18 protein-coding genes are annotated in these 24,367 nt (G+C 39.8%); 8 read left to right on the top strand and 10 right to left on the bottom strand.

The genetic code is table 11. The features are described from left to right. Positions 1 to 18 precede the first annotated feature (18 nt). The 6 genes from EOK74_RS09145 to EOK74_RS09170 form a co-directional block, all read right to left on the bottom strand. Entirely contained in the window at positions 19 to 945 is a 927-nt protein-coding gene (locus EOK74_RS09145) for a CE1 family esterase (RefSeq protein ID WP_133469659.1), read from the bottom strand. A gap of 226 nt (positions 946 to 1,171) precedes the next feature. Further along, positions 1,172 to 1,423 carry a hypothetical protein gene (locus EOK74_RS09150; protein ID WP_133469660.1) on the bottom strand — a complete coding sequence of 84 codons (252 nt, stop codon included), beginning with the start codon at positions 1,421 to 1,423 and terminating at the stop codon, positions 1,172 to 1,174. Positions 1,424 to 1,594: 171 nt separating this feature from the next. Next, positions 1,595 to 2,362: a 3-hydroxybutyrate dehydrogenase gene (locus tag EOK74_RS09155; protein WP_133469739.1), complete on the bottom strand. Its 768-nt coding sequence runs from the start codon at positions 2,360 to 2,362 to the stop codon at positions 1,595 to 1,597. Then, positions 2,352 to 3,365: an extracellular catalytic domain type 2 short-chain-length polyhydroxyalkanoate depolymerase gene (locus tag EOK74_RS09160; protein WP_133469661.1), complete on the bottom strand. Its 1,014-nt coding sequence runs from the start codon at positions 3,363 to 3,365 to the stop codon at positions 2,352 to 2,354. The genes EOK74_RS09155 and EOK74_RS09160 overlap by 11 nt, the downstream gene beginning before the upstream one ends. A 23-nt stretch (positions 3,366 to 3,388) precedes the next feature. Next, positions 3,389 to 4,585: an E22 family MetX-like putative esterase gene (locus tag EOK74_RS09165; protein ID WP_133469662.1), complete on the bottom strand. Its 1,197-nt coding sequence runs from the start codon at positions 4,583 to 4,585 to the stop codon at positions 3,389 to 3,391. A gap of 22 nt (positions 4,586 to 4,607) precedes the next feature. Continuing rightward, entirely contained in the window at positions 4,608 to 5,903 is a 1,296-nt protein-coding gene (locus EOK74_RS09170) for a GntP family permease (RefSeq protein ID WP_133469663.1), read from the bottom strand. Between the two features lie 184 nt (positions 5,904 to 6,087). On the opposite strand from EOK74_RS09170, the gene EOK74_RS09175 reads away from it, so the two are divergent. Both EOK74_RS09175 and EOK74_RS09180 read left to right on the top strand, forming a co-directional pair. Further along, on the top strand, positions 6,088 to 8,418 hold the full coding sequence (locus tag EOK74_RS09175) for a TonB-dependent receptor (protein ID WP_133469664.1): 2,331 nt from the start codon (positions 6,088 to 6,090) through the stop codon (positions 8,416 to 8,418). Positions 8,419 to 8,527: 109 nt separating this feature from the next. Continuing rightward, positions 8,528 to 9,172, top strand: coding sequence for a LuxR C-terminal-related transcriptional regulator (locus tag EOK74_RS09180; protein ID WP_133469665.1), 645 nt, complete (start codon positions 8,528 to 8,530; stop codon positions 9,170 to 9,172). A 153-nt stretch (positions 9,173 to 9,325) separates the two neighbouring features. Here the strand turns inward: EOK74_RS09180 and EOK74_RS09185 are convergent, their stop codons facing one another. Then, entirely contained in the window at positions 9,326 to 9,571 is a 246-nt protein-coding gene (locus tag EOK74_RS09185) for a Rho-binding antiterminator (protein WP_133469740.1), read from the bottom strand. Positions 9,572 to 9,901: 330 nt separating this feature from the next. On the opposite strand from EOK74_RS09185, the gene EOK74_RS09190 reads away from it, so the two are divergent. Next, positions 9,902 to 11,029, top strand: coding sequence for a DcaP family trimeric outer membrane transporter (locus EOK74_RS09190; protein WP_133469666.1), 1,128 nt, complete (start codon positions 9,902 to 9,904; stop codon positions 11,027 to 11,029). Positions 11,030 to 11,200: 171 nt separating this feature from the next. Here EOK74_RS09190 and EOK74_RS09195 read toward each other — a convergent pair whose 3' ends face one another. Continuing rightward, a complete protein-coding gene (locus EOK74_RS09195; RefSeq protein ID WP_133469667.1) occupies positions 11,201 to 12,106 on the bottom strand; it encodes a LysR family transcriptional regulator in 906 nt (301 codons plus the stop codon). Between the two features lie 184 nt (positions 12,107 to 12,290). Between EOK74_RS09195 and EOK74_RS09200 the strand changes: the two genes are divergently transcribed. Together EOK74_RS09200 and dld are read left to right on the top strand one after the other, a co-directional pair. Further along, complete coding sequence (locus EOK74_RS09200; RefSeq protein WP_133469668.1) at positions 12,291 to 13,991, top strand: L-lactate permease; 1,701 nt, start codon at positions 12,291 to 12,293, stop codon at positions 13,989 to 13,991. A 61-nt stretch (positions 13,992 to 14,052) separates the two neighbouring features. After that, a complete protein-coding gene (gene dld, locus EOK74_RS09205; RefSeq protein ID WP_133469669.1) occupies positions 14,053 to 15,756 on the top strand; it encodes a D-lactate dehydrogenase in 1,704 nt (567 codons plus the stop codon). Between the two features lie 44 nt (positions 15,757 to 15,800). Here dld and EOK74_RS09210 read toward each other — a convergent pair whose 3' ends face one another. Continuing rightward, positions 15,801 to 19,172, bottom strand: coding sequence for a hybrid sensor histidine kinase/response regulator (locus tag EOK74_RS09210; RefSeq protein ID WP_133469670.1), 3,372 nt, complete (start codon positions 19,170 to 19,172; stop codon positions 15,801 to 15,803). Between the two features lie 213 nt (positions 19,173 to 19,385). Between EOK74_RS09210 and grpE the strand changes: the two genes are divergently transcribed. From grpE to dnaJ, 3 genes are all read left to right on the top strand, one after another. Continuing rightward, complete coding sequence (gene grpE, locus EOK74_RS09215; protein WP_133469671.1) at positions 19,386 to 20,000, top strand: nucleotide exchange factor GrpE; 615 nt, start codon at positions 19,386 to 19,388, stop codon at positions 19,998 to 20,000. A 155-nt stretch (positions 20,001 to 20,155) separates the two neighbouring features. Continuing rightward, positions 20,156 to 22,087: a molecular chaperone DnaK gene (dnaK, locus tag EOK74_RS09220; protein WP_133469672.1), complete on the top strand. Its 1,932-nt coding sequence runs from the start codon at positions 20,156 to 20,158 to the stop codon at positions 22,085 to 22,087. Between the two features lie 235 nt (positions 22,088 to 22,322). Further along, positions 22,323 to 23,462 carry a molecular chaperone DnaJ gene (dnaJ, locus tag EOK74_RS09225; protein ID WP_133469673.1) on the top strand — a complete coding sequence of 380 codons (1,140 nt, stop codon included), beginning with the start codon at positions 22,323 to 22,325 and terminating at the stop codon, positions 23,460 to 23,462. A gap of 80 nt (positions 23,463 to 23,542) precedes the next feature. Here dnaJ and EOK74_RS09230 read toward each other — a convergent pair whose 3' ends face one another. Further along, the gene (locus tag EOK74_RS09230; protein WP_133469674.1) at positions 23,543 to 24,223 is read right to left on the bottom strand and encodes a Fe2+-dependent dioxygenase; all 681 of its coding nucleotides are present in this window, start codon (positions 24,221 to 24,223) and stop codon (positions 23,543 to 23,545) included. Positions 24,224 to 24,367 lie beyond the last annotated feature (144 nt).

Here is a 24,367-nt window from a genome sequence, read left to right on the forward strand (position 1 = left end):
GCTCAACTTTGGCGTCAGTTATAGTGATGTATGTTTTAGAGTTCGTGGCAAACTAGTTTTATGATGTTTTTTAAAGAACTCCCAAATCAAATTAGTGGCATCTAATTGTTTTTCAGTGGTTCCCAAACCGTATTCTAAAAATTTATCAGCTTGTGATGAACCCGGCCAAGTATGGCCAGCTATTGATGATTTGTAGAATAATATATCTGCACCATCATCACAGCCAGAATATCGCTGCTCCACTATAGTATCTGAATATTTTTGGATATTGGTCTCGGTGCATTGGTTGTTTTTAACCCATTTACCTAAAGCTTCATCAATACCCATGTTCCAATATACGGGGGAGTCATGTTGTAGTTTGTAATGATTTATGGTGTCTTTTTCACCGTGAAAACTTATTATTGGCACTCCATGATTAGGTTTGCAGAGATCTGGAAACCTTAACCCAGCAACGGGTGCTATAGCAGCTATTTTGTGAGGAATTGCACATGCTAGTCTGCTAGACATTCTTGCTCCACCTGAGAAGCCTGTCGCATAGATCTTATTCCCATCAATGTTGAAGGTTCGATTCAAGTGCTTGATTAAATGCGATATGAATATTACGTCATCGGGCCCCGGCTCATAGTCTACGTTCCACGTAATTGGCTCTCTGTCATTGCGAGTAAATAATGCCAAGGGAGATACCACTATAAATTGCTTTTGTTGACCTAATTTCTCGAACCTTGTTAAGACTTCTTGGTTATAGGGGTCACTATTGGTGCCGTGAAAATTAAGTACCAATGGGTAAGATGTTTGTGGATTATATTTTGAAGGTGTAAAAAGTCTGTAATAGCGTTCGTCAGCTTCAACCATAAGGCTATGTAGTGGTATTTGGGCCGACTTTGAAAGTGTACAGAAAAGGGTAAAAACAATAAAAAGCGAACTAGATAACTTAGTTATTCCCACTGATTTTTAAATCCATATAATCCTTAACAAACTAGATTATGTAGAATGCAGTGTCATTTTACTAGGTGATATTAAACTGTATTAAATCTTTAACAGCTAAATGTTTATTGGCACTTTCTAAAACTTACTGGGAGAGGCACCTTAAGCGCATTTTTAAGGTGCCTGTAACCCACTCATTAGGTGGTTTAGCCCCCCCAAATCTAATTGTGCTTACAATATACAGGTACTATTTAACTGATTTCAATTCAGAAATTTCTTGGTTTAGTTGATATTTTTTGTCGGTTACTATGGCTTCTAGTACTTCTAATCTACTTTTAACAGCCATTAATTCATTTTTCAAATTTTCTTTCTCAGAGTCATTTAAGCTGGCACTTAATTTAGCCATGTCTTTTTTATGGGTGCTCCAAGTCCCGTAAATAACTATGGGTAACACAAAAGCGAATAAAATAATTAATACAAAAATCATCCCAATATCCATACAACACTCCTAATAAGTATGTTATTTAAAAGTAGAACTAAGAGTACTGCATAGTCTGGGCCATACTTAATAGTTAACTAATAAACAATGGTTTATGAATTAATGCCGTTTTTTAAATATAAAATATATAGGAAAAATGACTAAATTTTAGCAACCTTGCACATAATAAACTTATCTTGCAGTCCAGCCGCCATCGATCACTAATGCTTGAGCTGTGATATTTTTAGCGGCATCTGTAAGTAAAAAAGCGGTTAATGCGCCGAGTTCTTCAATATCAATGAATGACTTTTTAGGCATTGGCGCTAACATAATTTTATCAACCACTTCTTGCTCACTTATGTCATTTTCAATCGCTTGTGCAGCTATTTGGTTTTCAACTAGAGGGGTTTTCACATAAGCTGGGCATAAAGTATTCACAGTGACATCACAATCACCAGTTTCTAAGGCTAAGGTTTTAGAAAAACCTAATAAGCCATGTTTTGCTGCAACATAAGCGGATTTAAAGGGGGAGGCGATAACAGAATGTACCGAGCCTATATTAATAATACGACCATAGTTTTGTTGTCGCATTGCTGGTAATAATGCTTGGCTCAATAATGCTGGTGCAACTAACATTATATCTATCAATTGCTGCCATTTTTGTGGTGGAAAGTCTTCCAATTTACTAACGTGTTGAATTCCAGCATTGTTAATCAATACATCTATTGTGATTGGCGCTAAGGTTTGAGGTAAAGAAGCAACGCTAATTGCATTAGTGACATCTAACTCAAGTGCAGTAGCTTTGATATTTAGCTTATGTAGTTGGGTTGAGGCTAATTCTGCCGCAGCTAAATTAATATCTGCAATAACAATATGATGACCTAAACGGCCTAAGTGCTCTGCTATGCCAAAACCTATACCACTGGCTCCGCCAGTAATCAGAATGTTTTTATTGTTCATCATTATTATTCACTATTTCTATATACTTACTAAGGGAGTTCACTATATTTTTCACTGCCATAATTTGAGAGCCTGCTTTTGTTGCATAGGCACTGCCTGTATATCCCCACCAATCCCAACAACCCTTTGGGTTCAAAGGCATAAACATGGAGTTCTTAGTCTGAGGATAAACAATGACTAGCTGATTCGAGTCAGCCCAATTGTTGAGACCGTTTTCGGTTATATACGTTAGCCCTATGGTTTCTTGATTTTGTTGACACCCATGAAAATTAATATGTACCTGACATATTTCACCTTGTTGGCAGGTTTTAGGAATATAAACATAACCTTCTTTTGCTAACGATTTAGCAGCGCTCCCCCCTAACTGTTGTTGATCAACAGAGATAAGCTCCCCAGTTGCTTGTGAAGTGCGAGGCAGAAGAGGACCATATAGAAAGTTCAGCATTTCCCCTGCAGCATCATAGTTACAATTACCAATAAAAGGTGAAGTTGACTCTTCACATTCTTTACCATTTTCAAGAGTAGGGAAGTTGTGTCCAAAAGGACGGTCATTGATGTACCTAAGCTGTTCTTGCCCTAACCAGTTTTGGTATTGAGTAAATAATGCGTCTGTAACTTCAGAGGCAATGGTTTTATCTTTTTTACCCCTTAATATCCATACTTTGCTGTTACTAACCTCTTCTAAAGGGTCTATCTCTGCATTTTTTGAATACAATTCGGCTTGTATTGTCAGGTTTTTGTCAATGTCAATGGAACGTTTAGTTACGCATTTTTCAAGGGCTTCTTTAATACTATTGTTAGCACAATAATAGGGGCCAGCAGCGATAATTCCTACTTTATCTACCCACTTAGAATGGGCTAGGTGAAATTGATTCGCCATGTATCCACCACTAGATAAACCAGACACTGCAATTTTCTGCGTGTCCAAGGTAAACTGTGCAGCATCTAAGTTTGTGATGACAGAAATTAAACTGCCAAGTATTAATAAGCTTGCTTTTTTCATAGTTAATCTCTCGTCAGGTGTCACTATTGCTCTATAAAGTTTTTTATTTTCTGAGCTTTTTCTGTAATAGCTGATACCCCATTTAAGTGCCCTAAATTACCAGTCAATGTTTCAAGTTCGCTTGCCTTACCTAGCTCTTTTAGGCTCTGGTGCGCATTTACACTAAGGTAAGGCATGAGCAATAAATCATTCGCTGAAGGTAAAAATAATATCTTAGCTTTAATTTCTGAAAGAGATTTATTCAAATCATTATTGTGCCCAGCTATAAATAACTGAGAGGCTCTCGCAAGATAGAGTAGGTGATTGGCGTCAAAGGTTTTTGCTCTTGTGGTGGCTCGGGTTCTTAACCATTGTACGACTCTATGAGAGTCTAAAATCGAAGCCAAAGATTTGGCCTCTAAGGGGCGATGGTTTACAGCTGATGAACCGCCAACCTTATTAATAAACTCTGGTGTCAGTGCATCCTGAGTGATAAACATGAGCGCCGCAATTAAGCCTTCTGTCGGCGGGGTTTGGGCGTAGTAGTTACCATTATTCCAATTTGGGTCGAGTTTTATTGGGATAGTCCATCGCTCAATAAGTGCTGTCGTCCAAGCATCAGTTTGTGCATTACCAATTACAGATATCACTCTGGGAACCCATTTAGGGTAAGTTGCAGCCCAGTCAATAGCCTGCATAGAGCCCATAGATGCACCTATTACAGCATGTAATTTTTCAACCCCTAAACTCTCAAGCACTAATTTTTGTATATTTACAAAGTCCCTGATAGTTACAACCGGAAAAGTAAGGCCGTAGGGTTTACCTGTGTCAGGATCCAGAGACGCGGGACCTGTGGTAATAACATGTTCATTGTAAACCCCTAAATTAGCTAAACTATCCACACTAATAACAAAATATTTGTTGGTATCAATCGCCTTGTTTGGCCCAATTAGGGGATCCCAATAACCAGCTTGGGGGTCGTCTTCTGCGTATTTTCCAGCAGCGTGAGAATTCCCTGAAAAGTAATGGGTTATTAATATAGCGTTATCTTTATTAGCATTTAACTTTCCATAACTCTCCCAACCAACTGCTACTTTTTTAATTTCTTGTTGGCTAAACGTTTTAAAATTTTCGGTCTCAAAACGTTGTTTAACTACAAGCGGCTTAGTTTCGGCAATAACAACAAAGCTAGTAAGGTAAATAAGCAATGAAAGCTTGATAATAAAAAATATGTATTGCATGAAAATTATGTTCCTAAAAACGTTAAACAAAACTGAAAATGGCAATCGCAAGGGTGACGCCGCACAGAGGAACAACAACGGTCAACGCCCCCAATGGCCAATAAGCCCTTTGGTGCGTTTCGTGGCAAATTGCCCTTATCGTTGTAACAACATAACCATTATGAGGCAATGAATCTAATGCTCCTGACGAAATGGCTACAATACGATGTAATTCTTCGGGGTCGACACCTTGGTCAACATAGTGAGGAGCTATGAGAGGTAGGGCAATAACTTGTCCGCCAGATGCAGAGCCTGTTAATCCAGCGATAACACTTATGGCTATAGCCGCTCCTATTAATTCGTTACCGGGAATATGGGTCATAACCTCTACTGCAGATTGAAATGCTGTGGTTGATTTAGCTATGCTGCCAAAGCCTACTACTGCGGCGGTATTCCCTATGGCGATAAGCGCACCTGTGGTGCCTGCCGTTATGGCATGTTGTAAATTATTAAAATAGTTGCGATTGATTAACATAAGGCATAACACACCGCCACCTAAAGCCACAATCAATGCCATTTGCTGCAAGTGTGTATGTAGAATAAATGATAAAACCAAGACCACCAGTAACGGTAATATACCTGTAAATGGGTGTGGGTAATCTCGCGTCTTGATTTTAGGATCATGGTCTCGTACTTCAAAGCATTCGCCATTGGCTACCGCTTTGTTAAGCATGCGCCGTATCCACCAAAAACCAAAGCTAGCCATAAATATAGCCACCACTAAACTTACTTCCCAGCCAGCAAAAGGTGAGGTGCCTAGGTATTTGATAGGGATCCAATTTTGAATTTCTGGTGAGCCAGCAGATGTCATAGTAAATGTGACTGAGCCAAAAGCCAGTGTTGCCGGTATAAATCGCCTAGGCAAATTAGCATCTTTAAATAAACTAACAGCCATAGGGTATACAGAGAAAGCCACCACAAAAACACTCACTCCACCGTAGGTTAAAACAGCACAGGCAAGCACAACTGCTAAAACTGCTTGTTTTCGCCCTAACTTATTAATGATCCAATGAGATAAAGCATCAGCTGCACCGGTATCTTCCATAAACTTCCCGAAGAGTGAACCGAGTAAAAACATGAAGAACCAAGCAGCGATAAAAGCAGAAAACCCCTGCATGTAAGTTTCAATAAAGTTATGTTCACCTATGAAGACAGGTAAACCGCTGGTTATCGTAACCAACAAAGCACAAAGTGGTGCCGCAATAAATAAATTCATTCCACGAATAGTTAAAACTATAAGTAGTAATAATCCACCTATTAGGCCAATTAAACTAAGCATATGTTATGTTTCCTTAAAATTAAGTCTGAGACCGCAGACCAACAGAAAGGATGAGTTGAAGTGTGTGTCAAAGGGTGAGAAAAGCCCATAGTACTATGGTACTAAGGACGAATTGGTTGTTCTGGATTAAGGTAATTAAGACCGCAGCATACAGAGCAATATAAAACTGATATCCGAGGGCACAATGAAAATTATAAATAACACATCCCGTATTACAGGCACTAAACAGCTATTCAATCAATCACTTTGCGCTATGGCTGTAAGCGCCATAATTAGTACAAATGTTTATGCTCAACAGGACAATGTTGGCCTAGAGCGCATCGAGGTAACTGCTAGAAAAACAACTGAAAGTCTACAAGAAGTGCCGATTGCAGTGACGTCGATTGGTGAAATGGAATTGAATGCTTTAGGGATCGCGGTGATTACTGAAATTCAACAATTTTCACCAAATACCACCCTACAAAATAGTCGAGGCACCAACTCTACCTTAACGGCTTTCATTCGTGGAGTGGGGCAGCAAGACCCGTTATGGGGATATGAACCAGGTGTGGGTATCTATGTGGATGATGTATACATTGCTCGCCCTCAGGGTGCCGTTTTAGATTTACTCGATGTTGAACGAGTTGAAGTGCTAAGAGGGCCGCAAGGTTCACTTTATGGCAAAAATACAATTGGCGGAGCCATAAAATACGTCACTAAAGAAATGTCTGGTGACACAGCTTTTAATATGTCGGGGACTATTGGGAGTTACGCTCAACGAGATATTAAGGTTACCGGTCAAATACCTGTTATTGAAGATAAGTTATATGTAGGCCTTGGCTATGCCAATCTAAATAGAGATGGCTTTGGTAAGTACTTGGAGTCAGACTTACCAAATCAAGACTTAGAAAATTACAATAAAGACCTTTGGGCCGCTAGGCTCAATATCGAGTTTCACGCGACTGATGATTTATTTTTCAGAGTAAGGTGGGATAAAACAGAAGATACATCAAATTCTAAAGGGGGTTATCGTTTGTTACCCAGCCGTTTAACTGACGCCCCTGTTCCTAATAGTGTGTTCGATTCTTACACCAGCTTACCAACATACAATAGTGTTGAGCTAGACGGCTATAGTTGGTTAGCCCAGTATGATGTATCAGAAGCACTACAAGTAAAATATATAGGCTCGCACAGAGAGAGCTATTCGGCTACAAACATAGATTTTGATAGTACTGCCTTGGATATTTTTGATGTTCCGGCTGAGTATGACGATAGTAATGATACACATGAAGTTAACCTCAGTTATGGCGTTGATGGGTTGTCTTTTGTCGCGGGTATGTACTTTTATGATGGTGAGTCATGTGGCAATTTTGATGCTATTTTAGGATTTTTAGGTAGGGCTGCATTTGCAACACCTGGTCTTACTAGAGAAGTCTCTGGATGTAATAATAGTGAAAGCCAAGCAATGTATGGGCAAAGTAGTTTTGATGTATCAGATAAACTATCTATGTCAGTTGGTCTTCGTTATACCAAAGAAGAAAAGTCAGCTTATGTAAATAATGGTCTCATTTTTGATAATGTTTACCCTTATTCTAACTGGATCCCAGGATATGTAAGACCTGAGGGTGACATAGTGCCACAAGTTTTAGGGACTGATAGTAACAATGATGGCGTGTTAGATGCCCCCGCAAAAGACGACTGGTCAAGGTTAACCCCCAGTGTTAGTGTTGAATACCAATATGCTAAAAATATTATGTTTTATGCCAGTTATGCGCAGGGTTTTAAATCGGGAACATTCAATCCTAGGGCAACCATAAATGAGCCGTCAGTGGACCCTGAAGTGGTTGATTCATTTGAAGTTGGGATGAAAAGTGACTGGAATGACAACCTAAGAGCTAATATCACTTTGTTTGCGTTAGACCACAAAGACCGTCAATATATTTCTGTACTGCCCGTCAGTTCTCCTGAAGACTTACAGCAAATTTTGGGTAATGTGGGTAGTTCAACAGGTCAAGGGGTAGAAGCTGAGTTTACTTATGCAGCGACTGCAGAGCTAACTTTTGATATTGCCCTAGGTTATATTGATGCTGAATTTAGTGAAGTGATACAAGAAACGGTAGATGGACCTATCGATATTTCTGACGCTTTTGCCATTGCTAACACACCAGAGTACACCGCAAATTTTGCGACAAATTATGTATGGTCTTCTGATATTGGCGATCTGGTATTCAGTGCTAATTACTATTACCGAGATGATTACACCATTACTGAGACCGCAAATAGCTTAATTACTCAAGATGGGTATGGTTTACTGAACATGAGTGTATCTTGGACCAGTGTTGAAGGTGATTGGTATGGAGGTATACATGCTAAAAACCTTACGGATGAAGAATATGTAGTAGGCGGTTATCAATTTGTAACTGAAAATTCAGACGACCCTACAGGTTATACCGCAGGTACCGGCGGCGATAACACCTTAATTGGTTATTATGGCGATCCATTAACGGTTAGCTTAACGTTAGGGTACAGGTTTTAATTTAAGTATTATTAACATGGGCAGCTTCGGCTGCCTTTTTTATTGCTTTTAAACCACTATCTATTTTACTCTTCAGGCTTTATTGCCAGTGCTTTTTAAGGACTCACTCATGCCAGCCCGAGCGATTGTTGCAGATGACCACCCAATATTTCGAAGTGCATTAAAGCATGCCGTATTTGAAAGCTTAGGTGATAATATCCTAGAGGCATCTAATTTTGGTGAAACCGAAGCTTTACTCTCGGTACATGCAGAAATTGAGTTGGTTTTTTTAGATCTTAATATGCCAGGCAATATGGGGTTAACTGGCTTAACTACCTTGCGTAATAACTATCCCGATGTTTTGGTCATTATTGTATCCGCTGATGAGCGCTCAGAAATTATCAAAAAGGCTATTGATTTCGGCTCTAGTGGCTATATCCCAAAGTCAACGCCTTTACCTCTCATTACGTCTGCGGTTACACAAATTTTAGATGGTCAAATTTGGGTACCCGAAGATATGATGAATGATGTTCAAGAGCATGATAATTCAGAATTTAAAGGCTTTGCCAATCGCTTAGCACTGCTCACTCCCCATCAATTTCGAGTATTACAAATGATGGCTGACGGCTTACTAAATAAGCAAATCGCCTACGAGTTGCAAGTCAGTGAATCCACCATAAAACAACATGTCTCTGCTGTTCTTAATAAACTAAACTTTAACAACCGAACCCAAGCCGGAGTAATGTTTAAAAGTGTAATGAATACAGTGGAGTGATAACTGGCCTCTTTTATTATTAACTAATGATTAGATAGTAGGTTTTAAAACTGTTAGTCAGACTGTAGAGCAAACTTTTAGTTGTCAATTAAGAGGGAACTTTATGGGGAAATTGGTTAAAAAACACTATGTGGGTAAAGCCTATTTAACCCATTAGCTAAAACGCACAGACGCAAATGAAGCGTTAACATCAAGAACCTGCATATATGAAATTGAGTCCAAAATGATTAAGCGATATTGGTCATCTATTTTAATTTTTATACATTCTTCTGATTGGTCGTTACGTGCGGTATCTATAGCAACTCCGTATATTTCTGCTCCTGACTTCAGATTTAATTTAAGTTTATAGTTATACATACATGCCACTTCAATGTAGTCATATTGCTCACAAGATATCATCAAGAACAACCTTTCTAATCATTATATTAGTGTTCAATCAAAGGTAGCATATTGGCTAGTTGAACCCATATTTTTGTTTTTAAAAAGTTAAAGAAAAAGACACCTTAATAGATTAAATCAATCAGTAGTGCCTAAAGGTAATACTGGCAATTGTCGTTGTTTTTTAGCTGCAATAATCTCTGTTTATTGTTGCTGTAATTAGTGCTTCAAAATCTATTATGTCACTTTTGGAAAAAGTAATTATCCATTTTGCAGGTTTTTTGATAGCTAATAAGTCTCTAAATTGTCTCGTTAATAATATGTTAACCGTTATAACAATCGAGATACAAAATGAAACACACAATCTTTAATCGTTTATTAGGGCTAAGTATTGCTAGCACTTTGTTAACTCAAAGTACTTATGCCGTTGAATTGCTGAATATAACTGATGGTGATGAGACAACTATCGTTTCCTTAGGTGGCTATGCAAAAATTGATGTTAGGCATGTTAACGGCGATGTAGGTTATCAAGATTATTGGGCTGCGAACTTGCCTGGTGGAGAGGCGATTGAAACGTCTCACACAGGCTTTAATATCAGAGAGTCTCGTATAAATTTTAAAATTACACATGGAGAAGTAACAGGATTTGTAGAATTTGATTTGTACGGTGCTGGGGGGAATGAGGTTATTAGCAACTCTTCCAATCCTAGAGTAAGACATTTTTTTATTAACTACAAAAATTGGATGCTAGGGCAAACCTGGAGTACATTCATGCCATTGCAGGCTCTTCCAGAAGCCTTGGACTTTGGTGGGCCTCACGTTGGTGAAGTGTTTGTTCGTCAAACTCAAGTTCGTTACACCAGTGGTAATTGGCAATTTGCTATCGAAAATCCTGAAACCAATGGCGATGGTGATATTGGTACTCCTTCAAGTGCAGTAGGTTTGTCTGGAACTGAAGCCGATCCTGATGAAGCTATCCCCGATTTTGTGGCTCGATATAATCACTCGGCTGATTGGGGGCAACTATCTTTTGGAGCTTTGGTTCGTAAGATAGATCAAGGTGGGTTAGATGAAACAGGCATTGCGTTAAATCTAGCAGGAAAAATCAATACTTATGGTAAAGATGATTTACGTTTTCAAGTAACTGTGGGTGAGCCTGGGCGATATGCTGCAGCGGCCATGACGTCTGACATAGTTACCAACCCGGACACGGCTGAAACAGAAGTTGAAGGTACTACTGCATTTACTGTAGCTTACCGTCATTTTTGGACAGAGACGTTACGCAGTACAGCGTTTTATGGAGCTGCAGAAACGGAGGTGTTAAAACTTAAACGCTCTCACTGGGGCGTCAACGTTATCGATAGTGTCACCAATAAACTTGATATAGGTGGTGAGTTAGGAAGCTTTGCTGTTGACGACGATGGAATTACAGCAATTGATTCTACTTATTTACAGTTTTCAGCAACATATAAGTTCTAGAAAAAATAAGGCCACCTATCTAAGTGGCTGGCCTGTTTATTTAATCAGTAATTAACCAAGATATTGCTAATGCTTCATTACTGATTAAAGTAGAACAACTGGCTTACATAATCGTTTTTTATGAATACAAAGCCGTTCGCTGCAAAAATATTCACTCAAAACTTACAACCTCTAACAAAAATATTCTTTCTTTGCCTGATAAGCTTCCTTTATGTGTTCAACTAATAGCCTAAGTTTTTTGTCCGGCATTCTAGAGCGGGGATAAACCGCATAAATTCCAAGGCTTTTACCAGCACTACCTTCTAAAAATGAGGTTAGTTTGCCTGCAACCAAGTCGTCATAAATTAGGGCTTTGGGTAAATATGCAATACCAAAATCACATAGAGCGGATTGTCGTAATGAGTCTAGATTATTGGTATGAAACCTGCCATGTACTTGTACAGACAATTCTTGTCCATCTTGATTGAATAACCAGTTGTCGGGGCCTGTTCCTTCATATTTGTAGATCAAACAATTGTGTTGTTGCAAAGCTTTGGGCGTACTTGGTTTGCCATTTAAACGCAAATAGTTTGGGCTGGCACAAATTATCCATTGAGAGTCAATTAAGCGGCGTGCAATAAGAGAGGAGTCTTCAAGACGTGCAGTTCGAATAGCTAAATCGTAGCCATCGCCAATTAAATCTACAAACCTGTTACTTGTTGATACTTCAACTTCAACTCTTGGATATTTTTTACAGAATTCAGCAATGGCTGCACTCAGTACCAGTTGAGCCGACACCGCTGGCATGGTGACTTTAATTTTCCCTCTTATTTCATCTCCATAACTTGTCACTGCATTTTCGGCATCTTGTAAGGCTAGTTGTGCTAAGCGTGCTTTACCGTATAGGGCTTGACCTGCATCGGTTAAGTTTAATTTACGGGTAGTGCGATAAAGTAGTTGTACGTTTAGGCCTTTTTCTAATCGACTAATGCGTTTACTGACAACAGAGTTGGTTAATTCAAGTCTTTCAGCGACTTTTGAAAATGAGCCCTCATCAACCACACGAACAAACAAAAAGATGTCATCAGCCTTAATCATTTTTACCCCGAATCAATAAAACTCTTACTATTATATCAAAAAAGGAAAATAACATTGTCTTTAATGAATATATATCAAAAGTCACCTCAATAGTACAGTTCGCTTACTATTTATTAACCCCTGCTTAACAATTGAAGGGGTATTCAAGGGGGTGTTATTTGCACTGCCCAATTAGGAGAAATTGATGAATGAACTAACCCTTGGGCTACTGGCAATGCTACCAATTATGCTGTCTGCTATTTTATTGCTAGGTCTTCAATGGCCTGCAAAAAAAGCCATGCCAGTGGTACTTGTCACAACCGCATTATTGTCTTTATTTGTTTGGGATATGACAGCCATACGTGTTTCTGCCTCAATACTACAGGGAATGATAGTGACTGTATCAGTGCTTTGGATTGTATTTGGTGCCATATTTTTACTAAATACACTTAAATATACAGGTGCGATTCAGGTTATTCGTCAAGGATTCACCCATGTTTCTCCCGACAGGCGTGTGCAGGCCATTATTATTGCGTGGTGTTTTGGTACTTTTATAGAAGGGGCATCAGGTTTTGGTACACCCGCTGCTATTGCTGCTCCTTTGTTGGTTGCCATTGGTTTTCCTGCATTAGCTGCTGTATTGATGGGGATGATGATTCAAAGTACACCTGTTTCCTTTGGGGCAGTAGGTACGCCGATAGTCATTGGAGTAAACAACGGGTTAGATAGCACGGGTATAAGCGCGCAGTTATTAACACAAGGCTGGGAGTGGGACCAATTTATACATCTAATAACCACACAAGTTGCCATTATTCATGGAATTGTTGGAACGCTTATGCCAGTGCTTATGGCTGTTATGCTAACGCGCTTTTTTGGGAAAAATAAAAGCTGGATTGAAGGTTTGCAAATATTACCTTTTGCGTTATTTGCAGGCTTAAGTTTTACCATTCCTTATGTATTAACTGGGATTTTTCTAGGCCCCGAGTTTCCATCTTTGCTGGGTGGTTTAGTTAGTATGGTGATTGTTGTGAGTGCAGCTAAAAAAGGTTTCTTGATGCCAAAGAAAGCTTGGGATTTTCCCGACAAATCAGAATGGTTAGACGGTTGGGTAGGGCAATTAGAAATTAAACAAGATGATGTGAAACTCACTAGAGACATGCCCGTGTTTATTGCTTGGATTCCTTACTTAGTGGTGGCTGCCTTGTTGGTTTGTTCAAGAGTATTTGTAGAGTTTAAAAATCTATTAGCAGATGCTAGTTATGGGTTCACAGATATCTTAGGTGAAGTTGGGATGAGTGCCGCGTTTAGTCCTCTGTATTTACCAGGCGGTTTGTTAATAATAGGGGCTTTGGTAGCCGTTATTTTACAAGGGGGTTCTGGTAAAAAAATCAAAGTGCTTTCAGACGCTTTTAAAGACTCTAGTAAAACCATAATTGGTGCAGGCTTTGTTTTAGTGTTTACTATCCCTATGGTTAGATTGTTTATTAACTCAGGTGTTAACTTGTCAGACTTACCCAGTATGCCAATGGCTGGGGCACAAATGTTTGCAGACTTATTTGGCGGCGCTTTTCCTATGATAAGCCCTTCTATTGGTGCATTAGGAGCTTTTATTGCTGGATCTAATACCGTATCAAATATGATGTTTAGTCAGTTCCAATTTGAAGCGGCCATGAGTTTAGGTTTGTCTCCTGCTTTAATTGTTGCGGGGCAGGCTGTAGGTGCCGCTGCTGGTAATATGATTGCCATCCATAACGTTGTAGCCGCATCTGCGACTGTTGGTCTTTTAGGTCAAGAAGGGGCGATACTCAGAAAAACAATACTACCCACTTTATATTACATTATAGTCGCAGGTGGACTCGTTATGTTGGCTGTATACGGGTTAAAAATTAGTGGGCCGTTAGGTTAATCGCATTTGCATTAATAGTATTTGGTTAGATTAAAGTTGTACCTAATACAGGAGATCTTTTATGTCACAACATCCAATTGTTGGTCAATTAGTATCCATTTTAACGATTGAAAATGTCGTAGTGGGTAATCGAAGTACCGAATACTATCGGAAAGGTTGGCGGTCAGGGGAAGGCTCGGCACTTGCAGTAGTTTTCCCGCAAACCTTAGTTGAATTTTGGAAGGTGTTACAAGCTTGCGTTAAAGCTGATTGTATTATTGTTATGCAAGCAGCTAAAACTGGCCTAACCGAGGGCTCGACCCCAAGTGGTCATGATTATGATCGTGAGGTGGTGGTAATAAATACTTTGGCCATGGATAAACTGATAATGCTTGGCGCAGGTGAGCAAGTTATTGGTCTGCCTGGCACTACTTTACATACCCTTGAAAAAACACTCAAACCATTAAATAGAGCGCCTCATTCTGTGATTGGCTCATCATCACTTGGGGCCACTATAGTGGGCGGTGTTGCTAATAACTCTGGTGGTGCCCTTGTCAAAAGAGGTCCTGCTTATACAGAGTTGTCATTATTTGCATGGGTAAACGCTAAAGGTGAATTACATTTGGTTAATCACCTCGGTATTGACTTAGGTAAAGAGCCAGAAGAGATTCTGGAGAACCTAGAATCTGGAAATTTTGATGCCAGTAATTTAACCTCCGACAAAAAGGCCTCAGCAACAGATTATGTTGAGCTAATCCGCGATGTAAATGCAGATACGCCTAGTCGCTTTAACGCTGATCCTAAAAGGCTTTTTGAGTCCAGTGGTTGTGCTGGAAAAGTTGCAGTTTTTGCTGTGAGGTTAGACACATTTAGAGTGGCTAAAAAAGAACAAACTTTTTATATTGGCACAAACGACCCGCATACACTTAGTACCATACGAAAAGATATGTTATCTAGCTTCAAAAACTTACCTGAGGTGGGCGAATACCTGCACAGAGATTGTTTCGATATCGCCAACCAATACGGTAAAGATACATTCTTAAGCATATTACACTTGGGAACAGACGCGTTACCTAAAATGTTTGCCATTAAAGGGCGTATTGACGCCGCACTCAACAAGGTGTCATTTTTACCTAAGTTCCTAACAGACAGAGTCATGCAGGGCGTGAGTTATTTATTTCCAGCTCACTTGCCAAAAAGGATGCTGGATTATAATGATAAATACGAACATCACCTTTTACTGAAGATGAGTGATGCAGGTATTACTGAGGCTCAACAATATTTGAGTAATTTTTTTACTAACAACCCGGATGCAGGTGATTATTTTATATGCGATGAAGATGAGTCTTCCAGAGCATTTTTACATCGTTTTGCCGCAGCAGGGGCGGCCATACGTTATCAAACTTTAAAATCTAAAGACGTGGGAGATATTTTGGCTTTAGATATTGCGCTGCGCCGCAACGATATGGATTGGGTTGAAGAGTTTCCTGAGAGTATTTCACAGCATATCGACAAGAGTCTTTATTATGGTCACTTTTTTTGTCATGTATTTCACCAAGATTATGTACTTAAAAAGGGTACAGATGCTAAACAGGTGAAAAAACAAATGTTGGCTTTACTTGATTCAAGAGGCGCTAAATATCCAGCAGAACATAACGTTGGGCACCTGTACGAAGCAGAGAGTGAATTACAGAAGTTTTATAGAAAAATAGACCCTACCAATACCTTTAATCCTGGGATCGGTAAAATGGAAAAAACTAAACGTAATTGTGCCTGCTGTGTTTAACGCTTAATTGAGCTCCCTTGATTTTGTAATCGCTCATAATCTGGTCAGATACCCGCTTGTATGATAAATCTTTTTAATGCTGCGGGTTTGATGGGCTTAGGTAAATATTGTAGTTGTCCCTCAATCGCTAGATTTCGGACAGCTTCAGTGCGATCTGCGCTGCTTAAGACCGCAGGTATTGTTTGTCGCCATTTTTTCCTAATTAACTCGGCGGCCTGGATACCCGTCTCATTGTTATTTAAGTGATAATCTAAAAACAATAAGTTTGGGCAGGTTGGACAGTGTTTTAGGGCTTCTGACGCATTGTTGAATGGAAATACTGAAGCACCCCAGCCAAGAAATAGATGGCGAATAGCCTCAATGGTATCCAAGTCATTTTCAATAATGACTACCACTTTACCACGCATCAACTCTGATGAACTCAATTGCGTGATTTTAGGTGTAGGTGTAATGGTCTGGGTCGCAGACGTTCTAGGTAGGGTGATGTGAAAACAACTCCCTTGCTCCAATTTTGATTCTACTGCTACAGAATAATGAAGCAGGGCACTAAACCTTTCTACTATGGTTAGTCCTAATCCTAACCCCTGATTGTTATTATGTTTGTCTAGTTGATTGAACTCTTCAAAAATTGCACCTTGTTGGCTTTCAGCTATTCCTTTACCTGTATCGTAAACTCTAATATTGAGTTTTTGTTGAAGACGTTTAGCCACTACTAAAATTTTTCCTGAGTCTGTATACCGAACCGCGTTAGAGATAAGGTTTTGTAAAATACGTCTAAGTAATTTTTTATCCGACGTCACCACGCAACTGCAGGGGACATATTTTAGAGTTAACCCTTTGTGAGTAGCTAAAACTGAGAACTCTTGTATTAATGGGTTTAGTACCTCACTGAGTGGAAATCTTTGTAGTTTAGGTACTAGTACCCCCGAGTCTAAGCGTGTCATATCTAATAGGGTTGATAGTAACTCCTCAGCATTGCTTAAAGATTGAACCAAGCTTTGGCTCATTTCTTTTAGATCTTGATTCGGAGCTTTTTCTTTAATTAAAGATGCGAATAAACTAGCAGCATTAAAGGGTTGCATTAGATCATGTCCAGCGGCAGCTAAAAATTTACTTTTACTTTCGTTAGCTTGTTCGGCCTCTTGTCTGGCTTCTTCTAGAGCAATATTGGCTGTTTCTAGTTCAGTGGTGCGCTGGGCGACTCGAGATTCTAGATGTTGTTTTGATTGTTGTAATTGTTGCTGAATACTAATGTAGTCGGTAATGTCGCTATAAGTTGTGACAAACCCACCGCCAGGAAGAGGGCTGCCGTTAACCTCAATCGTTTTACCGTTTTTTTGCTCTCTGACATATTTATAAAGGCTTCCGTCTCGCATAAACTGCATGCGTTTTTTAATTTCAGCATCGATTTGTTGTTTATTGCCAAATAAGCCTCTTTGAGCATTAAAAATTAACAAGTTCTCAATGGATATACCTACAGTGACTAACCTCGGGGGGTAATTAAACATTTGGATATAGCGTTGGTTCCATGCCAAAAGGTTTAAGTTTACGTCTACTACGCAGATCCCTTGCTGAATATGCTCTACCGAAGATTGTAATACTTCATGATTAAAGTGAAATGTTTGGCTGGCCTCTTCAACCAGTTCAACTAACTCGGCAAGAGCGACATCCTTTTTTTCAGCGATAGCAGACAGGAGAATTCTGGCACTAACATTACCTACTTGATTGGCTATTTCATTTTCAAAATTGGCGAGTAATTTTGGACTGGCATAGGCAGATGTTTGTTCTGAAGGTAAATTATTCAATAAATATTGGTGCCTTTCTTTGTCTAATACTTTCTCTGTGATCGCAAGTAATCTAGAAATTTTTGTGGCGTTGTTTAGAGTCGAAAAGCTATGCTTAGCTAAAGTCTTGGTTGGGTGCTTTTTAGTGCTAGGAAAAATAAAACTAAATACGACAAAGCAACATAAGTTAATTAATAAACTTTTTACAAAACCAAAGGCAAGCTGAAAATCGCTAGGTGGGGTATCAAAATAGTAACTTGCAGTGATGCTAGGCCATAGTAACCAGTAAGCCCAACATAATGCGCCCACCATTAAAGCGATCATAGCGGCGTTTTTGTTACGTTCGCGCCAATATAACCCACCAATAATAATAGGAAATGTTTGCGATAATAAGGCGATGGCAATTATGCCACTTTTTACTAGAGGGGCTGTTTTACTGATGTCGAGGTGATATAGATAGGCAATTCCCATTACTAATACCACGGTAATACGACGAGTAAATAACATAGCTTTAGGAGTCAAGTTATGTTGGTGCAATCTCTGTAATTGAATTTTTAGTCTAAGTGGCGTGACTAAATTGTTCGAAATCATAATACCCATAGCTAAGGTGGCAATGATGACCATACTGGTTGCAGCTGACAAGCCGCCAATAAACGCAATTAAGGCAAGGCTAGGATTTTGGTCATATAAGGGCAGGGCTAAAGCATAAGTATCGGTACTGACGGTTGTCTTATCAAAAATAATATGACCGGCGACACCTATGGGTAAAACAAAAATAGTCATTAAACATAGATATAGAGGAAAAAACCAACGGGCGGTTCTGAGTTCTTCAGTGCCATTGTTTTCAACAAAATTGATATGGAACTGCCTAGGTAAGCAAAACATTGAGCATACGCCAAGTAACATATGGCTTAAGTATACCCATATGGCCGAGTCCGCCTGTATGATACTTTGGCTTTTGGGGTGCAACTGAGCTTGTCCAAATAAGTCTAATACTCCATCAAACATGACGTAGCATATGTACCCGCCGACAATGCATAGTGCGCCTAATTTGACAATTGACTCAAAAGCAATGGTAACCATCAAACCAGGATGTTTATCGCTAGCGCTTAAGGACTTAAGGCCAAAAAGAATAGTAAATAGTGCCATAAAGATGGCGACATATGCACCTATGTTGGTACCCCAAGTCACATCATTACCGACTAGTAATGAAACGCTTTGACTAACAGAGTCTAGTTGCAGTGCAATGTATGGAATAACGCCAACTAAACATAGCAAAGTGACAATTGCGGCTAATAAATAAGACTTTTCGAATCGTAGGCTAATAAAGTCAGCAAGAGAGTTAACTTGGTGTTGGTGACACAAGGAACTTATTTTACGTAAGACTGGATGGCAAAATATAAAGACACAAATTGCCCCTAAATAGGTTGGTATGAATGCCCAGCCATATTGGGTTGCTTGGGTTGTTGTCCCAAAAAAGGCCCAAGATGTACAGTGAACGCCCAATGCTAGGCTATAAATAAAAGGATGTTGCTCTTGTCCCTTGTAACGTTTCTCTGCCCAAAAAGCCAAAGCAAACAATACGAGTAAGTAACATATTACTACTATAGAAACTGTCCAAACGTTAATCATGGTTTATTTAAATAGCGCTCTTGAAACTAACTAAGTTTCTGTACTGTACCTTTAGCTTTAATAATATAAAAGTGTGCTTTAATCGCCCTACAGTCTAGATATTTTATTTAAATCAAAAAAACATCAATTACCTGCCTTGAAGCTTGCAAATATAACCCCATTAAAAGTGGCAGTTATAACTTTGCTTAAAGAAAACAGTAAACGGAGCTAAGCATGTCAAATGAACAAACACCTCAACATGGTGAAGAATTAGAATCAGGTGTAGAAGCTGAACAACACGCAGCAGATCAAACATCTGAAGAAGTAGTTGAGTTAACCGAAGACCAACAACGCATTGTTGAATTGGAAGCTGCTGTTGCTGCAGCAGAAGCTAAAGTCGCGGATCAAAAAGATTCAGTCATTCGCGCTATGGCAGAGTCTGACAATGCTCGTAAGCGTGCTCAAGGCGAAATTGACAAAGCTCGTAAATTTGCATTAGAAAAATTTGCCGGTGAGTTATTACCTGTTGCTGACAATTTAGAGCGTGCTTTACAAGTTGCTAATCCAGAAGATGAAGCAATCAAGCCAGTTGTTGATGGCGTTGAGTTAACACTTAAGTCTTTTGTGAGCACCATTGAAAAGTTTGGAATGACAGTGATTGACCCTCAAGGTCAGCCTTTCAATCCAGAACAGCATCAAGCTATGTCGATGCAAGAAAACGCAGAACTGCCACCAAATACAATAATGGCAGTTATGCAAAAAGGTTACGAATTAAATGGTCGTTTGTTAAGACCAGCCATGGTTATGGTAACCCGAGCACCAGAAGGTGGCGTAGATACACAAGCATAATTGGTCTGCAATTTGGGGACTTAACCCCAATTGAGACGAATTGGTGAAAATAATTACGATTTTGTGAAGGTTTTTTTAATTAAGATGTTGAAAAGCACAAGAATAACCCCACAAAGTGTACAAGCTTTTATGAACAATTTTTTGGAGAAAAACTAATGGGTAGAATCATTGGAATAGATTTGGGTACTACCAACTCATGTGTGGCAGTACTAGATGGCGATAAAGCAAAAGTTATTGAAAATGCAGAAGGGGATCGTACTACCCCCTCTATTATTGCATACAGTCAAGACGGCGAAACCTTAGTTGGTCAGCCAGCTAAACGTCAGGCTGTAACTAACCCTCAAAACACTTTATTCGCTATTAAGCGTTTAATCGGTCGTCGCTTTGAAGACAAAGAAGTGCAACGTGATATCGACATCATGCCTTTTAACATCGTTAAAGCTGATAATGGTGATGCATGGGTTGAAGCTAAAGGCGAAAAAATGGCACCGCCGCAGATTTCTGCTGAAGTGTTGAAAAAGATGAAAAAAACCGCCGAAGATTATCTAGGTGAAACAGTAGACGCTGCCGTTATTACTGTACCTGCGTACTTTAACGATTCTCAACGTCAAGCTACTAAAGATGCGGGTCGTATCGCTGGTCTTGAAGTTAAGCGTATTATCAACGAGCCAACTGCCGCTGCACTTGCATACGGTATGGACAAGAAGAAAGGCGACAGTGTTGTTGCAGTATATGACTTAGGTGGTGGTACGTTTGATATCTCTATCATCGAAATCGATGAAGCTGACGGCGAGCACACCTTTGAAGTACTAGCGACTAACGGTGACACTCACTTAGGTGGTGAAGATTTTGATAACCAAGTTATTAATTACCTAGTTGAAGAGTTCAAGAAAGACTCTGGCATGGATTTACGTAAAGATCCATTAGCTATGCAACGTTTAAAAGAAGCCGGTGAAAAAGCTAAGATTGAATTATCTTCTGCACAACAAACAGAAGTTAACTTACCTTACATTACAGCTGATGCATCTGGTCCTAAGCACCTTACTATCAAGCTTACTCGTGCAAAACTAGAGTCACTTGTTGAAGCTATGGTTAAAGCAACCCTAGAGCCACTTAAGCAAGCGTTAGCTGATGCAGATCTTTCTGTAGGTGATATCAACGATATTATCTTGGTTGGTGGTCAAACACGTATGCCACTAGTACAAAAGTATGTGACTGAATTCTTTGGAAAAGAGCCACGTAAAGATGTTAACCCTGATGAAGCGGTTGCCGTAGGTGCTGCAATTCAAGGTGGTGTATTGTCTGGTGATGTTAAAGACGTATTGTTACTAGACGTAACGCCTCTTTCGCTAGGTATCGAAACTATGGGCGGTGTAATGACTGCGCTAATCGAGAAAAACACCACTGTACCTACTAAAAAGTCACAGACTTTCTCTACAGCTGAAGATAACCAGTCAGCGGTAACGATTCATGTACTTCAAGGTGAGCGTAAGCAAGCCCAAGGCAATAAATCTCTAGGTCAATTTAACCTAGAAGGTATTCGCCCAGCACAGCGTGGCGCGCCGCAAATCGAAGTGACTTTTGATATCGATGCTGATGGTATTTTACATGTATCTGCTAAAGACAAAGATACAGGTAAAGAACAGAAGATTACGATCCAAGCTTCTTCAGGTTTAAGTGAGGAAGAAGTAGAGCAAATGGTTCAAGACGCTGAAGCAAACAAAGATGCGGATGCGAAATTTGAAGAGCTTGTCCAAGCTCGTAACCAAGCTGATGGCATGATCCACGGAACACGTAAGCAAGTTGAAGAAGCTGGCGATGCGTTAAGTGAAGAAGATAAAACTCAAATCGAAGCTGCGGTTGTAGCCCTTGAAGAAGCAGTGAAAGAAGGCGACAAAGAAGCCATTGATGCTAAAACTCAAGAGCTAATTCAAGCATCAGCTAAATTGATGGAAGTAGCTCAAGCTAAAGCTGCTGCTGAAGGTGCTGAAGCTGGCCCAGAAGCAACAGATGCGGGTGCAGCTCCACAAGATGAAGATGTAGTTGACGCTGAGTTTGAAGAAGTAAAAGAAGACGACAAAAAGTAATTGTTGTTAGACATACTGACTGCCGAGATACCTCGGCAGCGTAACTCGGCGCAGCAGGTAATACTGCCTGCGCCTTGTTTGTTTTGAGCATTTGAAAAAATAGTAACCATATTGGTTATTTAAAATTCGTAACCATACCCTAGATAATTGGAACTGCACCGTGGCGTAAAATACAGCCTACAAATGTGCAGCTTCAAAGATTAAGGGTATAAAGACCGCAGGATACCGAATCGAGATGTCGAAGCGAGATTATTATGAAGTGTTAGGTGTGAGCAAAAGTGCCACCGAACGCGAAATAAAAAAGGCCTATAAACGCCTAGCCATGAAATATCACCCTGATAGAACTCAAGGCGATAAAGCAATGGAAGAAAAATTTAAAGAAGTGCAAGAAGCACACGAAATGCTTACCGATTCGCAAAAACGTGCGGCCTACGATCAATACGGTCATGCTGGTGTCGATCCAAATCGCGGTGGTGGCGGTGGTCAAGGTGGCGACTTTGGTGATATTTTTGGTGACGTTTTCGGTGATATCTTTGGCGGTGGCAGGGGAGGCGGTGGACGTCAATCTCGCGCTCGTCAAGGGTCTGACTTACGCTATAACCTAGAGCTTTCTCTTGAAGAAGCTGTGAAAGGTAAAAGCGTAGAAATTCGCGTTCCTACATTAGTAGGGTGTGAAGTATGTGATGGCTCTGGTGCTAAAAAAGGGTCAAAGCCAACGACTTGCCCAACTTGTCATGGCCAAGGCCAAGTACAAATGCGTCAAGGCTTTTTTGCTGTTCAGCAGACTTGCCCAACGTGTTCTGGTAAAGGACAGATTATCTCCGATCCATGTAAAGCATGTCATGGTGAAGGTCGAGTTCAGAAAACCAAAACGTTATCTGTTAAGGTTCCAGCTGGTGTGGACACTGGCGACAGAATTCGCTTAACAGGTGAAGGTGAAGCCGGAGAAACCGGTGCCCCTCCAGGTGACTTGTATGTACAAGTGCATGTGCGTGAACACAAAATATTTACCCGTGAAGGTAATAACTTGTACTGTGAAGTCCCATTAAGTTTTACCCGAGCAGCTCTTGGCGGTGAGATAGAAGTACCCACACTTGAAGGTAAGGTGAAACTTAAAGTAACGGCGGAAACACAAACGGGAAAAATGTTCCGTTTGCGTGGAAAAGGTGTGAAATCTGTACGTAGTGGCAGTGTAGGTGACTTAATTTGTAAAGTGGTAATTGAAACGCCGGTTAACTTAAGTTCTCGTCAAAAAGAACTACTTAACGAATTAGAAGAATCTATGGGTACTGGCAAAGATGTGGCTAAGAACCGACCTAAGGAAAGTGGTTTCTTTGATGGTGTTAAAAAGTTTTTTGATGATTTGACCCATTAATTAGCTAAATCCATATAAAAAACCGCTTTTTAAGCGGTTTTTTTGTATCTGTTTTTTGTAGGTTTTAACCTAGCTTAATCTTAGGTCTGGGCCCATTGCCTTAACAGGTTGTGATAAACACCTGTCAATTTCACAATTTCTGGGCTGTCTTGGACTTTTTCTCTAAGCCCCTGAATGGCCATATCCATGTTATACAATATACTGCGCCTTTCATCGCTCGCAATCATACTTTGCAACCAAAAGAATGAGGCGAGACGGCGTCCTTTAGTGACAGGCGTGACTCTATGTAGGCTAGTTGACGGGTAAAGTACCATGTCCCCAGCAGAGAATTTTACGCTCTGTGAGCCGTAAGTGTCTTCTATGATTAACTCTCCGCCTTCATATTCTTCAGGCTCTGAGATAAATAGTGTCATAGATAAATCGGTACGGACTTTTACTGGCGTACCCGGTACCTGCCTAACGGCGTTATCAACATGTGTGCCAAAAGAATGGCCACCTTGATAACAGTTAAACAAAGGCGGAAATATTTTGTTAGGTAAGGCTGCAGACATAAATTGATTGTTGCGGGAAAGTGCCAGTAAAATCATGTCACCTAACTTATGAGCGGCCTCAGAATTTTCAGGTAACTGTAAATTATTTTTAGCCTGTGAACTTTGATAGCCTGCTGTGACATTGCCATCGGTCCAATCAGCATCTAGCATAATACTTTTTATTTCTTTTACTTGTTCTTTAGTTAATACCGATGGAATTTTTACTAACAAGTTTATGTACTCCCCTTGTTTATTAAAAATAACAAAACCGGATATTCATCCGGTTTTGTATGTAACTTTTATCATTTTTTGCATATTAACTTTATGCTGGGTACATCCCTATAACCCAATTAATATGCCATATCCTTAACTAAA

The organism is Paraglaciecola marina (assembly GCF_004360155.1).
GTDB classification, from domain to species: domain Bacteria; phylum Pseudomonadota; class Gammaproteobacteria; order Enterobacterales; family Alteromonadaceae; genus Paraglaciecola; species Paraglaciecola marina.